Below are 13,375 nucleotides of genomic sequence, written 5' to 3' on the forward strand. Positions count from 1 at the left end.
ACAGCACGGTCAGGCGCGCTCGTCCGTCCCGTTGGCGAGCGTCGCCTGTGCTGCGGCCAGTCGCGCGACCGGCACGCGATAGGGCGAGCACGAAACATAGTGCAGACCCACGGTCTCGCAGAAATGGATCGAGGCGGGATCGCCGCCATGTTCACCGCAAATACCCAGCGTGATGTCGGGCCTGGTCCTCTGGCCGCGTTCTGCCGCCATCTGGACGAATTCACCGACACCTTCGACATCGATAGTTATGAACGGATCACGATCGATCACGCCCTTGCGGAGATATTCGTTGAGGTAAAGGCCCGCGTCGTCTCGCGATATTCCGAACGTCGATTGCGTCAGGTCGTTCGTGCCGAATGAGAAGAAGTCCGCACTCTCGGCGATCTTGTCGGCCCGAATGGCCGCACGCGGCAATTCGATCATCGTGCCGACGAGGTACTGGATTTCGGTGTCCCACTTTTCCATGACCGCCTTCGCGATCACGTCGATGCGGTCCTTGATGAATTTCAGTTCGCGCTCATAGGCGACGAGAGGCACCATGATTTCCGGGACGACCTTCTCGCCCGTCTTTTCGCCGGCCTTCATCACAGCCTCGAAAATGGCGCGGGCCTGCATCTCGATGACTTCCGGATAGCAAATCGCCAGCCGCACGCCGCGATTGCCGAGCATCGGATTGATCTCGTGCAGGTCCTCCGCCCTCTGGCGGATCCGCTCCACGTCGATACCCATAGCCTCCGCGGCATGCTCCATTTCCCGGCCCGGACGTGGCAGGAATTCGTGCAGCGGCGGATCGAAAAGGCGGATCGTCACCGGCATGCCGCGCATGATCTCGAAGAGTTCGAGAAAATCGGCTTCCTGCATCGCCTGCATGTCGGCGAGCGCACCGTCTCGCGCCGCGCCGCCATCGGCCAGTATGAATTCGCGCACCGCGCGCAATTTCTCGTCGTCGTTGAACATGCGCTCGGTGCGGCACAATCCGAGCCCTTCGGCACCGAACTCCCGCGCCGTCAGCGCGTCCTCCGGCGTCTCGGCATTGGCGCGCACCTTCATGCGGCGGATGCCGTCCGCCCATTCCATCAATTGCCCAAAGTCGCCGGACAGCGCGGGCTGCACCATCGGCAATGCGCCGAGAAGCACCTCCCCCTTCGTGCCGTCGATCGTGATCACCTCGCCGGCGTGCAGGGTACGGCCGCCGGCCAGCATGGTCCCCTTCTCGGCATTGATCCGGACCGCGCCGGCGCCGGAAATGCAGGGCTTTCCCATACCGCGCGCAACCACGGCCGCATGGCTGGTCGTGCCGCCATGGATAGTCAGGATGCCCTCGGAGGCATGCATGCCATGGATATCCTCGGGACTCGTTTCCGGCCGGACGAGAATCGTCTTCCGGCCTGCGCCATGGGCTTCCACTGCTTCTTCGGAGGTGAAGACGATTTCCCCGGTCGCCGCGCCCGGCGAAGCCGGCAAACCGCGCCCGATGACGATGCGTTCCACGTCGGGGCTGATGGCCGGGTGGAGCAATTGTTCAAGCGAGGCGGGATCGATACGCCGTAGCGCCTCGGTCTTGGAGATCAGCCCCTTCTCCGCCATCGCTACAGCGATGCGGATCGCGGCCCGCGCGGAGCGCTTGCCGTCGCGCGTTTGCAACAGCCACAGCTTGCCCGCCTCGATCGTGAACTCGATATCCTGCATCTCGCGATAGTGGTTCTCGAGCCTCTTGGCGACGTCCTTCAATTCCTGGAAAGTCACCGGCATGGCGTCTTCCATGGAAACCGCATCGCCGCCCGAAGCTTGCGCCTTGCTCAGAGGGTGCGGGGTGCGCAGCCCTGCGACGATGTCCTCGCCCTGGGCGTTGGGAAGGAATTCGCCGTAAAGACAGTCCTCGCCGCTCGCCGGATCGCGCGTGAATACGACGCCGGTCGCGGATCCCTCTCCCCGATTGCCGAACACCATCGACTGGACGGTCACCGCCGTACCCCAGCCCTCGGGAATGTTGTGCAATGCCCGGAAGGTCAATGCCCGCGGGTTCATCCAGCTCTTGAGGACGGCGCGGATGGCGCCCCAGAGCTGTTCCGTCGCGTCCTGGGGAAACTCTTCGTCGAGCTCGTCGATAACGGCCGCCTTGTAGCCGTCGATCACGGTGCGCCAGTGGTCTGCGGTCAGTTCGCCGTCACGGGTGGCGCCGCTCTCCTGCTTGACGCTGTCGATGATGTCCTCGAACACGGAATGATCCAGGCCGAGCACGACGCCGGCATACATCTGGATGAATCGTCGGTAGCTGTCATAGGCGAATGTCGCATCACCGCTCGCCTTGGCCAGGGCTTCGACCGACTTGTCGTTGAGACCAAGATTGAGCACCGTGTCGAGCATACCCGGCATGGATTCGCGCGATCCGGAACGCACCGACACGAGGAGCGGTTTCCCTGCCCCGCCGAATTCCCTGCCGGTCTGGCGTTCGAGGGTTTCCAGCGCCTGGGCAACCTCGCGTTCGAGGCCATCAGGCAACGCATTCGCGTTCGCGTAGAAATGCCGGCAAACGTCAGTGGCAACGGTAAAACCGGGCGGTACGGGCAGGCCCAGCCGCGCCATTTCCGCAAGGTTAGCACCCTTGCCGCCGAGCTTGTCTCGGTCGCGCGCGCTACCCTCGGCCTTTCCTCCTCCGAAGCTATACACCCAATTCGTCATTGGTTCTGGTCGGTCCTCTCCCGTCCGGTCATTGGCGGCCTCCTCCTTGCCGCGTCAACAGGAACTGATGCATAGCGCAAACACACGGCGCAATGCGAGGTCTTTTTTGCAGTGCAGCAAATTCGGCCACAATCGCGGTAAATGCGGTTGGAATTCACGGTCTGGGCCAAACTCGGAGAATTCCCTAGACCGCCTCGCGCAATTCCTCGGCCTGCTGGAGATCGACCGAGACCAGCTGAGATACGCCCTGCTCCGCCATCGTGACTCCGAACAGGCGATCCATGCGCGCCATGGTGATCGGATTGTGGGTGATGATAACGAAACGGGTGTCCGTATCCTTGGCCATCTGGTCCATCAGGTTGCAGAAACGCTCGACATTGTGATCGTCGAGTGGGGCATCGACCTCGTCGAGGACGCAGATTGGGGCCGGATTGGTCAGGAAGACGGCGAAGATCAGCGCCATCGCGGTCAGAGCCTGCTCGCCGCCGGACAGCAGCGTCATGGTCTGTGGTTTCTTGCCTGGTGGCCGCGCGACGATTTCCAGACCTGCTTCCAGCGGATCCTCGCTTTCGATCAGCTGCAGGTCGGCCGTTCCGCCACCGAAGAGATGCGTGAAAAGCCGCTTGAAATGGTCGTTGACCACGTCGAAGGCTTCGAGCAACCGCTCGCGGCCCTCCCGGTTCAGGCTCGCGATCGCCGAGCGCAGTTCGCGGATCGCATCGATCACGTCGTCACGTTCGCGGACCAGCGATTCCAGCCGCTCGATCAGTTCTGTCTGTTCTTCCTCGGCGCGAAGGTTCACCGCGCCGAGGCGCTCGCGTTCTATCTTCAACCGGTCGAGACGCCGTTCGGTGGCGTCCATGTCCGGCATGGCGTCGTCCGACGACAAACCGCTCAGTTTCAGGGCTTCGTGCGGCGCGCAGTTCAGCGCCTCGTGAATACGCCCCTCGACCTCCTTGCGGCGCTCCATGGCGGCCGTCAGGCGTTCTTCGGCGCGGGCGCGTTCCTCGCGGGCGCCGGAGAGCGCCGTGATCGCGTCGGTCGCGGCCTTGTCGGACTCCCGCACCGCCGTTTCCGCCAGAGCCAGCTTGTCTCCGGCCTCCTTGCGCGCCTGTTCCGCCGCCTCGATTTCGCGAACCAGTTGACGGCGGCGCGCCGGCATCTCGTCCGGCGTCTCGTCGAGTGAAGCCAGTTCGGTCGCCGTCTCCTGGCGGCGCTTTGCGAGAACGCCGATCTGCCCGTCCGCATTCGCGGCGCGGGTAATCCAGTTTTCGCGTTCGCCCTTGATGGCCGCAAGACGCCGCTGACGCGCTTCGCGCTCTCGGGCCAGAGACTGGTGATTGGCGCGCGCTTCGGTCAAAGCCGCGCGCTCCGTCGTGACGATCGTACCCTGCTTCTCGACGCCGACATCCAGGGCAGAGAGATCCGGCTCGCCGGCCAAGGCTGTCTCGGCTTCAGCGAGAACGCCCGCCGTCTCTTCGATGTCGGACTTTGCCCGCTGGAGGCTCTCATCGAGCACTGCCTTGCGCTTGGACAGTTCGCCTGTTGCGCGTTCGGCGGCGGCAAGCGCCTCGCGGGCTTCGCGCGCGCCGCCCTGTGCGGCGCGAAGGGCTTCGCGGGCCTGCCGTTCGGTTTCGATGGCGGCGCGTGTCGCTTCCTTGCGTTCCGCAGCGTCGGCCTCGCAAGCACGCAGCGATTTGGTCGCTTCCACGATCTCCGCATCGAGCTCGGCAAGACGGTTCTTATGCGCAAGGCGCTGGGCTGCCGGTGTCGGTGCATCGGCGCGTGCGGTGTATCCGTCCCAGCGCCACAGGGCACCGTCCTTCGTTACAAGCCGCTGCCCGGTTTTCAGCTCAGCCTGAAGCAGGCCGCCCTTGTCGACGCTCTCGACCACGCCGATCTGGCTCAGGGCGCGTTTCAGAGCGTCCGGCGCCTTGACGAAATCGGCAAGCGCCTCTGCCCCCGTCGGCAGGGCCGGATCGTCGGCAAGCGGGTCGACCGCAGCCCAGTAGGCAGGCGCATTGGAGTCCAGCGGCAGATCGAGATCGTCGCCAAGCGCCGCGCCCAGCGCAGCCTCGTAGCCCTTCTCGACCCTGATCTTTTCGACCACGGCGGGGAACAGGTCGCCGGCACCGGTATTGAGCATCTTCGCCAGTGTCTGTGCTTCGGTTTCGAGGCGGTTAAGCGCCGCCTTGGCTTCCTGCAAGGCCGGCTGGCGCGCATTCTCGGCCTCGCGCGCCGCTCCGACACTCTGCTCCGCCTCCGCAGCGACCCGCTCGGCCTGGATCGCGGCGTCTTCCGCGGCTTCCAGCAGAACGCGCTTTTCAGCGGGATCGGCAAGTGTCTTGATGCGATTGTCGATCTCCGACAATTCGGACATCAGCCGGTTCTGTTGCGACACCAGGCGGTCGTTGCGTTCGCGTGTCTCGCGAATTCGACGTTCAAGCTGCGTTCGCAGCGCGCCGACCTCGGCACGTTCGCCGGTCAGGCGCGCCAGTTCCGTCTCACTGCGGGCCAGTGCCGCTTCGGCCGCCTCGAACAGCTGCTTCAACTCGGTTTCGCGATCGCCAGTCGCCGCTTCCTCGGCGCTCAGTTCCGCTTCTTCCGCGTTGAGACGGGCGATGGCGGAGGCGTTTTCCTCCTTCATCGTCTCCTCGCGTTCGATGTCCCCCGAAAGCTGGGTCAACCGGTTTTGCAGTTCGGTGCGCCGCGCTTCCTGGCGTCGGGCGTCCTCGTCGAGCTGATTGAGGGCAATCGTCAGGCGCTGCAACGCGGCGGCTGCGGCCGCTTCATTGTCACGCAGTTCAGGCAGTTTCTTCTGCGCGATGGCCTGAACCTTCGCGGCCTCCATCTGCAGCTGCGAACGCTCGCCGACCAGCGAGGTCGCCTTGGACAGGGTCGACTGCGCGTCGCCCTCCTGCTGCTTGGCCAGCGTCCATTTGAGGTGGAGGAGCGTCGCCTCGGCCTCGCGAATATCGCGCGACAGGGACTTGAAGCGATTGGCCTGGCGAGCCTGCCGCTTCAAGCTCTCGATCTGGCTTTCCAGTTCGGAGACGACATCTTCCAGGCGTTCGAGATTGGTCTCCGCGCCGCGCAACCGCAATTCGGCGTCGTGGCGACGCGAATGCAGTCCGGAGATACCGGCCGCCTCTTCCAGCAAGGCTCGCCGCGCCTGCGGCTTGGCCTGAATGAGTTCGCCGATACGGCCTTGCCCGACCATCGAGGGCGAACGGGCCCCGGTCGACTGGTCAGCGAAGAGAAGCTGTACGTCCTTGGCGCGGGCGTCCTTGCCGTTGATCTTGTAGGCGGATCCCGCCTCGCGCTCGATACGCCGGGTCACCTGCAGCGTATCATCCTGATTGAATGCGGCCGGCGCCGTGCGGTCGGCATTTTCGAGGAACAGGGAAACTTCGGCGGTATTGCGCGATGGACGCGTGCCGGACCCCGAAAAGATCACGTCATCCATGCCGGATGCGCGCATGTTCTTGTAGGAGGATTCACCCATCACCCAGCGCAGGGCCTCGACAAGGTTCGACTTGCCGCAGCCATTCGGCCCGACCACGCCGGTCAGGCCGCTTTCGATGATGAATTCAGTCGGCTCTACGAAGGACTTGAAGCCCAGAAGGCGGAGTTTTTCGAAGCGCATCAGCGGCTCCGCCCATAGTGTCGGCCGCGCACGCGACGAAGCGCGCGCGCGTACCTGCCATTACAGCAGGTCGTCGAAAATGGCCGACATCTGGTCAACTGTCAGGGCTCCGGAATATTTCTTTCCGTTGATGAAGAACGTCGGCGTGGCGTTAACGCCGAATTCCGCCGAGGCGCGCTCCCGTATGGAATTGATGTCATCCAGAAGCTTCTGATTGGTCAAGCAGGTCTGAAAGCTCTCCTGTGTAAAACCGGCGAGCTTCGCGATATTTTCCAGCGGCGGACGCGCATTCTCCACGAAGGCCCAGCTTTGCTGCTGCTTGAACAGCACATCGACCATGGCGAAGTATTTCCCCTCGGGGGCGCAGCGCGCGAGCATGAACGCGGCCGCCGCGCGAGGATCGAAGGGAAACTCACGCAGGATGAAGCGCACCTTGCCGGTGTCGATGTAGTTTTCCTTGATGGCAGGGAAGGTTTCCTTGTGGAAATGGGCGCAGTGGCTACACGTCATCGAGGCGTATTCCACCACGGTGATCGGCGCATCTTCCGCGCCTTCGACCTGTTCTTCGAGCGGGCCGGGCTCCAGCAGCTTGTCCATGTCTACGCTGCCGGCAGCCGCCGGTGCGGATTGCGCAAAGGCCGTCAGCGGCACGGCCGAAGCGGCTGTGAATGCGGCCGCGGCCAGCAGCGTGGAACGGCGCGTCAGGAAAGTGTCAGCCATCTTTGTCATTCTCCGGATTCATTCGATCTGGGGCGATATAGAATATCAAGGGTGTCAGGACCATGGCGTTTTTCGGCTGAACGCAATCTGAACGGCGATGACCGGTAAACTCTTCGTCAAACGATCGGTCATGTCGAGAGGTGCAAAACCACCTCGCGGCGATGCCTGCGGTCGCGATGTTCGAACAGGTAGATCCCCTGCCAGGTTCCGAAAACGGGTCTGCCGCCCGTTACCGGTATGCCGATGGAGGTCTGCGTCAGCGCCGCCTTGATGTGTGCGGGCATGTCGTCCGGGCCTTCCATCGTGTGCACGATCCAGTCCATCGACGGGTCGGTCGAAGGCGGGACAAGCCGGCGAAAAAACGCGTGCAGGTCACGCTGCACGTCCGGATCGGCATTTTCCTGGATCAGCAGGGAGCAGGAGGTGTGCCGCACAAAGACGGTCAGCAGCCCTTCTCCGGCGCCTGCCTCCCGCAGGAAGGCATGCACGCGGTCGGTGAACTCGTACAAGCCCTGCCCGCTGGTTTCTATCGTCAGCGTGGACTGCATTACCGGGCGGTAGTCAGGGCCAGTTTCGCACCGAGCGCAACGAAGGCGGCGGCAAAGCCGCGGCGCATCCATGCCATGACCCGCGCGCTTGCCAGCATGCGGTCACGCACCGCCGAGGCCACGAAGCCATAAGCCGCGAAAACAACGAAAGTCATCGCCATGAAGACGGCGGACAATTCCACCATCGCGCCCAACGGGCTTGCGGCCGCCGGATCGACGAATTGCGGCAGGAAGGCGAGGAAGAAGATCGACAGTTTCGGATTGAGGATGTTGATCAGCGTGCCCGTTACGGCGATGCGCGGCAGGCTTCCCGCTTCCTTGCCCGCCTCCACTTTCAGCGCGCCGCGATCCCTGATCGTCTGCCAGGCCAGCCAAAGCAGATAGGCGACGCCGGCGAACTTCACCACCTGGAACAACAGTGCGCTTGCATGAAGGATTGCCGCAACGCCGAGAATGGCGGCCACCATGTGCGGCACGATCCCGAGCGTGCAACCGAACGCCGCCCAGATGCTGGCGAGACGACCGCGCGCAAGCGCGACGGCCAGCGTGTAAATGACGCCCGTGCCCGGCGCCAGAACGACGACAAGTGCCGTAGCGAGAAATTCGGGAGACATCGGGCACCTTTCCTTTTGGTACAGTGACGGTATCCACGAAGGCGGCCAATGGCAATCGGCGCATGCGGGCCCAGCGATCATTCGCCTGCCGTCGGCCCGAAAACGAAAACCGGGGAAGTTGCCGCCGCAAACTGGAATCGCGGACAAGCCCGTGTGACGATCCGGACAGGATGGAACAGGGCGATCGACAATGGTCAAATTGCACGAAAGCTGGCTGACGCCGCTCCAGGGCGAATTCGACAGCCCATACATGACCGCGCTGAAACAGTTCCTCGTCGAGGAGAAACAGGCGGGCAAGCACATTTTTCCACCGGGAGGCGAGTGGTTCCACGCGCTCGACGCCACGCCGCTGGACGACGTGCGCGTGGTCATCCTCGGCCAGGACCCCTATCACGGGCCGGGCCAGGCACACGGCCTGTGTTTTTCGGTGCGGCCCGGCGTGCGCATTCCGCCGTCGCTGGTAAACATCTACAAGGAACTGAAGGCAGATTTGGGCATCGACCCGCCAGGACACGGCAATCTGGAGGCTTGGGCAAAGCAGGGCGTTCTGCTGCTCAACGCGGTTCTGACTGTGGAGGCGCATCGCGCCGCATCGCATCAGGGCAAGGGCTGGGAACGCTTCACCGACGCCGTCATCCGGCTCGTCAACGACCGCGACCGGCCGGCCGTCTTCATCCTGTGGGGGGCGTATGCCCAGAGAAAGGCGGCCTTCGTCGATCAGTCGAAGCACTGCATCATCAAGTCGCCCCACCCCTCGCCGCTTTCGGCCCATAACGGCTTCTTCGGCTCCAAGCCGTTCTCGAAGGCCAACGCGTTCCTTCAGGACAAGGGGCTGGAGCCCATCGACTGGCGACTGCCCGAAATCGCGGCGAACTGAGGCAAGGCGAACATGAACCCGCATACGCTGGCGCTCTTCATTCCAGCCTGTTTCGCGCTCAACCTGACCTTCGGGCCGAGCAACCTGCTGGCGCTGACCAACGGGGCGCGGGCCGGCGTCGGCGCGGCGGTCATCGCCATCTTCGGCCGGCTGGTCGCCTATGCGATCCTGATCGCGATCACCGGCATCGGCCTCGGCGCGCTGCTGGCGGCGTCGGCGCATGCCTTCGCGATCGTCAAATGGGGCGGCGCGGCCTATCTGATCTGGCTCGGCGTCAGGATGATGCGCGGCGGCGGCGCGCGAACAAGCATCGAAGCCGCGATGGCGACCCGGCCGCCGACGCCACAGCTTTTCCGCCAGGAATTCCTCGTCGGCATCGGCAACCCGAAGGCGATCCTGATCTTCACGGCCTTCTTTCCGCAATTCGTCGAGCCCGGACGCTATCTGGCGAGCTTCGCGGTGCTGGGGGCGCTCTTCCTCTTGCTGGAACTGACGGCCGCCGCGCTCTACGCGCTGGCCGGACGCCATATCGGCCGGATGGCGAGCCGGACCAGCGCCACGCAATGGCTCAACCGTATCAGCGGCGCGATGATGATCGCCTTCGGCCTGCTGATGCTGTTCGCGAGACGGCCGGCGGCATAGCGCGCGGCATCGCCGCCGCGCCTCGCCATCGAGACCGGCTCGTCAGGCCTGCGATTTCCCCCCGTTCACGACGAATTGGGCGAGAGGGCGTGCAGGGCCAGCAGGTGACAGTTCCTCAGGATCTCGTCGACCTCGTGGATCTGCCGCTTGCGGCGGCCCGGCGCGTAACCCGGACGCATGGGGGAGAGCCGTCCGGTACGGTATGGCTCACGGTCGCGCCTCGCCCGCCATCGCGCCAGACGACGGGCCTGGGCGTCGATATCGTCAAGCGCGCGCCGGACCGACGCAAGCCGGCGACAAACGCCCGTCGCGTCGACCATGTCATCGTCCGACGGGATCGGCGGAAGCGGTGGCGGGGTCGGCCCGTCGAGAAAGAGGATGCGCGGGACCGAGCGGGAGTATCTGCGCCGGGGGGCGAAGTTCTTCAGCGGATCGAGCAGGGGAAAAGCGGGGTTTTGCGCGTTTTTGCCGGGCTTCACGGATTGGGTCCTCGGGTCAGGCCCGAGGATGACGGAGCGTGGGGGGCGCACATCGACAACCAGGTCGCGCGCGGCGATCACGATCAGCCGGCGGGCGGCGGATTCGGCCGGCCGCAGGATGCGCGTCAGATAATTGCGCAACTGCCGCCGCATTTTTCCGTCTTCCGTCAGACCGGCAAGATCGAGCAGCGCCACGACGACGCTCAGAAGCGCGGCGCGGTTGCTCTCGATGATGACGGCCCATTGCATGTTCGTCTTCTTCCGCTTCGGAAACGTTCGTGCGATTTTGCGGGAAACAGGAAGACGGTGGACAAGTTTCGGCGGGTTTCGGTTGATGGAGCCTAGTCTTTGGTCTCCTTCTTTTGCTCCTTGGAAGGCAAAGGGAGCAGCGATCCGCTGGTGGCGGGCATGACGCCGGCCAGCCATACGATATCTGCGGGCGTTATCGGCTCGGCCGCCCAGCCATCAGCCGGCGCGGTCATCAGGAGCAGCTTCTTCACAGACTCCTTTGCGGATATCAGTGCCGCATAGGCGGAAAGCGTCTCGTCTTCGGGGGTTTCCGGCGTCTTACCGGCTTGCGTCGGCATCCACTCCATGATCCCGGGATTGAGCGTCAGCGTGTACCAGCTCTGCGGCCATTCGATCATGACCACGACCCAGCGTGCCAGCTTCTGCCACTTGATGTCGTCGGCGTCCGGCCAGAACTCCTCGTCCCGCGTTCGCGCTACTTGCTGCATCACGGTGACCGTGTTGATGATGCGCTTGATCTGACGCGGATTGCCTGGAAGCATCGGCGCTAGGCCAACGAGCATGTGCGATGTTTCCGTTTCCGCCGACCGGTCGGTCGCTCCCCTGCGGGCGAGGCGCGTGACGAAATCGGTCTCGAACGCGGCTTTGGTCTCCGCCGGGAGATCCGAGCCGCGCACCTCTTCAACAAAGGATTTCGCGGCTTCCTCGCGGTCGCGGAAGTTCCTCTGTCTAAGGATCCGATCGATCTTTTCGGAAATTTCACGATCGAATTCGAGACCGGCGTTTCCAGGCGGCAGCGCCTCGTCAGCGGTCTTCTGAGATTTGTCCTTCCGTTCCGGCTTCCTTAGTATGGCCTCGGTGAAACCGGCCCGACGTTTTTCGTCCATCTCGGGCAGCGCGAAGGACATCTGGATCGCCTTTTCGACAAAACGGCCACCGAAGGAGTGTTCTGGACCGACATCAATGGCGGCCATAGGCTTGTGCGTCTCGGCGAAGGCTTTCTCGATCCAGTCTCGGTCGCCGAGAAGTAGGTAGACCACGCGGGGCGACACCATGACCGTCTGCATGCCGCGGACAAGACCGACGACATATTCGTGGTCGCAGCGGTCGAGATCGTCGACGACCACGACGACCGGCCGGCCGAAAGCCTCGATGGTGCGGGCGAAGTGGACCCGGAAGCGTTCGAGCGGATCGGCCGAGCCGAGTTCGAACTGCTGCGCTGCAGCTGGCGTTCCCGAAAACAGGTTCTTCGCCAGGTAGTCGATCACGCCGCGTATCGAGGCGACGCCGCCGAACAGGGAGGCGAGCGCGGCCAAGGTAAATGCCGACAGGTCTCCGAAAAAAATGAGCTTGTCTTCCTTCTCAGTGACCCAGCCAATACGGTACATCGCGTAGACAGCGGCGAATGTCAGTGCCGCCACGCCAAGCGGCAGCAGTGCCGATCCGATCTGCATGCGCCAGACGCGCTCGGCCAGCCACAGCGAGATGTTGCGCAGCAGGTGCGCCGGGCCGACCCCGTAGTCGTAGGCCGGCAACGGATCGGGAAACGCCCCAGTCGTGCGCTGGTTGGTTTCCTTCCAAAGGGATTTCATGCATTGCCGTCGGATCGTCTCGGAAAAGACCCACCAGGGCGGATCGACATGCTGGTGCTTCCAGGCATTGAAATTGACGACGAGCCAGGGGCGCCGGTAGCGCTCCATCCAGTCCTCGTCCTCCGGCAGGGCGAGTTTGGACAGCCACTTCGGCATGTTTGCGTCGCGCCACGGATTAAGGATACGGGTGACGTAGGCGGCGAAATTGGTCTTCCCGCCGCCCCACCGGGCATCTATATGAACAACGAAGCCCGTATCCAGCGTTGCGTCCCAGTTCTTCGCCTCCATGCCCGTCCAGAGGCGGGACAAGTAGTATCTCAATCCATGTTTAGACGCGGGCTCTCCGTTCTGCGAATCCCAAATCTGGTTGATCCGCCCGGCGAGTTGGAACGCAATCTCTGAGCGGCCGAGATGATCGACCATCGCGTCGGGGTGATCGGGGAGAAAGTCGGACTCGGTGTCGCGATTGTTGCGTTCGGGCGTGGGCGACGGCGCCTCTCCATCGCTGGATGGCGGCTGGGCCGGTGGGATCTGTTCTGCAATCCCTACTATATCATCCAGGATCTTAAAAGCAGTCCTATCTTCGGAAACCGCCCAAAACTCATCCGGTAGGGACGCAATTTCTATATCTACACGCTCGCCGAAAAGGCTTCTCGGTGTCTTTCTCATATTGGCGATGATCGCGCGATACCAACCTCCGACGACTCGCCGTGATGAGGTGCTTATGCGATCCGAATTTACAAAATGGTCGAGCGGTTTCCGCGCCCAAGGCGGAAGATTCGCCGCATATTTGTCGTTTTCGCGCACATCGATAAACCACAACTGCTGATCGATCAGCGAAGCATTTTTGCTGTCCAACAGCCATCGGCAGTCCTCTGAAATCGCTCGCCATATATTGGCGGAGGCGTCGGAGGCGTCCGCGAAGGCAGCGGCTTTGGCGGCGGCGTCGGCGGCGGTGGCGGTGGCGGAGGCAACGGCGTTGACGTCGGCGGAGGCAAAGGCGGCGTTGGCGGAGGCAAAGGCGGCGGTGGCGGCGGCGACGGCGGGGGTGGCGGCGGCGACGGCGGGGGTGGCGGAGGCAAAGGCGGGGGTGATCATATCATGGGCCGGATATTTACGCGCCGCCCATGATATGAAGCTTGCGCGGAAAGACTGGAGGATCAAATTCTCCCCTCCTTCCCGAAAGGCAACCGGCAATACCAGCGGAAACACGCGCAAGGCCGCGCGCGCGGCAATTGCCTGCGCCCATTCGACCGGCTTGTCGTCCAACCAGCCTTCAAGGTCTTCCTGCGAATTGATCTTCGGTTCCGGCGCGGTTGCCATTGC

Annotated in this window: 9 protein-coding genes; 2 read left to right on the forward strand and 7 right to left on the reverse strand. The window is 63.5% G+C overall.

From position 1 onward, the window contains the following. Nucleotides 1-9: 9 nt before the first annotated feature. The 5 genes from ppdK to ACQK2M_RS19090 form a co-directional block, all read right to left on the reverse strand. Nucleotides 10-2,682 carry a pyruvate, phosphate dikinase gene (ppdK, locus tag ACQK2M_RS19070; protein WP_425419089.1) on the reverse strand — a complete coding sequence of 891 codons (2,673 nt, stop codon included), beginning with the start codon at nucleotides 2,680-2,682 and terminating at the stop codon, nucleotides 10-12. Nucleotides 2,683-2,866: 184 nt separating this feature from the next. Further along, nucleotides 2,867-6,328: a chromosome segregation protein SMC gene (gene smc / locus ACQK2M_RS19075; RefSeq protein ID WP_425419090.1), complete on the reverse strand. Its 3,462-nt coding sequence runs from the start codon at nucleotides 6,326-6,328 to the stop codon at nucleotides 2,867-2,869. Nucleotides 6,329-6,388: 60 nt separating this feature from the next. Continuing rightward, nucleotides 6,389-7,048 (reverse strand): DsbA family protein, encoded by a 660-nt coding sequence (locus ACQK2M_RS19080; protein ID WP_425419091.1) that lies wholly within the window; start codon nucleotides 7,046-7,048, stop codon nucleotides 6,389-6,391. 128 nt (nucleotides 7,049-7,176) lie between these two features. After that, a complete protein-coding gene (locus ACQK2M_RS19085) occupies nucleotides 7,177-7,596 on the reverse strand; it encodes a secondary thiamine-phosphate synthase enzyme YjbQ (RefSeq protein WP_425419092.1) in 420 nt (139 codons plus the stop codon). Beyond that, the gene (locus ACQK2M_RS19090; protein WP_223477212.1) at nucleotides 7,596-8,210 is read right to left on the reverse strand and encodes a LysE family translocator; all 615 of its coding nucleotides are present in this window, start codon (nucleotides 8,208-8,210) and stop codon (nucleotides 7,596-7,598) included. The genes ACQK2M_RS19085 and ACQK2M_RS19090 overlap by 1 nt, the downstream gene beginning before the upstream one ends. Before the next feature lie 190 nt (nucleotides 8,211-8,400). Between ACQK2M_RS19090 and ung the strand changes: the two genes are divergently transcribed. Further along, a complete protein-coding gene (gene ung, locus ACQK2M_RS19095; protein ID WP_425419093.1) occupies nucleotides 8,401-9,087 on the forward strand; it encodes a uracil-DNA glycosylase in 687 nt (228 codons plus the stop codon). Nucleotides 9,088-9,099: 12 nt separating this feature from the next. Continuing rightward, nucleotides 9,100-9,729: a LysE family translocator gene (locus ACQK2M_RS19100; protein ID WP_425419094.1), complete on the forward strand. Its 630-nt coding sequence runs from the start codon at nucleotides 9,100-9,102 to the stop codon at nucleotides 9,727-9,729. Between the two features lie 65 nt (nucleotides 9,730-9,794). Here the strand turns inward: ACQK2M_RS19100 and ACQK2M_RS19105 are convergent, their stop codons facing one another. Further along, nucleotides 9,795-10,457 (reverse strand): hypothetical protein, encoded by a 663-nt coding sequence (locus ACQK2M_RS19105; RefSeq protein WP_425419095.1) that lies wholly within the window; start codon nucleotides 10,455-10,457, stop codon nucleotides 9,795-9,797. A 92-nt stretch (nucleotides 10,458-10,549) separates the two neighbouring features. Then, nucleotides 10,550-13,372, reverse strand: coding sequence for a P-loop NTPase fold protein (locus ACQK2M_RS19110; RefSeq protein ID WP_425419096.1), 2,823 nt, complete (start codon nucleotides 13,370-13,372; stop codon nucleotides 10,550-10,552). Between the last annotated feature and the right edge of the window lie 3 nt (nucleotides 13,373-13,375).

It is taken from the genome of Oricola indica (genome assembly GCF_965227485.1).
Taxonomy (GTDB): domain Bacteria; phylum Pseudomonadota; class Alphaproteobacteria; order Rhizobiales; family Rhizobiaceae; genus Oricola; species Oricola indica.

What these genes read in the sequence shown, in the direction of transcription:
- ppdK (WP_425419089.1), bottom strand. Translation starts at nt 2,682, where the DNA reads ATGACGAATTGGGTGTATAGCTTCGGAGGAGGAAAGGCCGAGGGTAGC.
- smc (WP_425419090.1), bottom strand. Translation starts at nt 6,328, where the DNA reads ATGCGCTTCGAAAAACTCCGCCTTCTGGGCTTCAAGTCCTTCGTAGAG.
- ACQK2M_RS19080 (WP_425419091.1), bottom strand. Translation starts at nt 7,048, where the DNA reads ATGGCTGACACTTTCCTGACGCGCCGTTCCACGCTGCTGGCCGCGGCC.
- ACQK2M_RS19085 (WP_425419092.1), bottom strand. Translation starts at nt 7,596, where the DNA reads ATGCAGTCCACGCTGACGATAGAAACCAGCGGGCAGGGCTTGTACGAG.
- ACQK2M_RS19090 (WP_223477212.1), bottom strand. Translation starts at nt 8,210, where the DNA reads ATGTCTCCCGAATTTCTCGCTACGGCACTTGTCGTCGTTCTGGCGCCG.
- ung (WP_425419093.1), top strand. Translation starts at nt 8,401, where the DNA reads ATGGTCAAATTGCACGAAAGCTGGCTGACGCCGCTCCAGGGCGAATTC.
- ACQK2M_RS19100 (WP_425419094.1), top strand. Translation starts at nt 9,100, where the DNA reads ATGAACCCGCATACGCTGGCGCTCTTCATTCCAGCCTGTTTCGCGCTC.
- ACQK2M_RS19105 (WP_425419095.1), bottom strand. Translation starts at nt 10,457, where the DNA reads ATGCAATGGGCCGTCATCATCGAGAGCAACCGCGCCGCGCTTCTGAGC.
- ACQK2M_RS19110 (WP_425419096.1), bottom strand. Translation starts at nt 13,372, where the DNA reads ATGGCAACCGCGCCGGAACCGAAGATCAATTCGCAGGAAGACCTTGAA.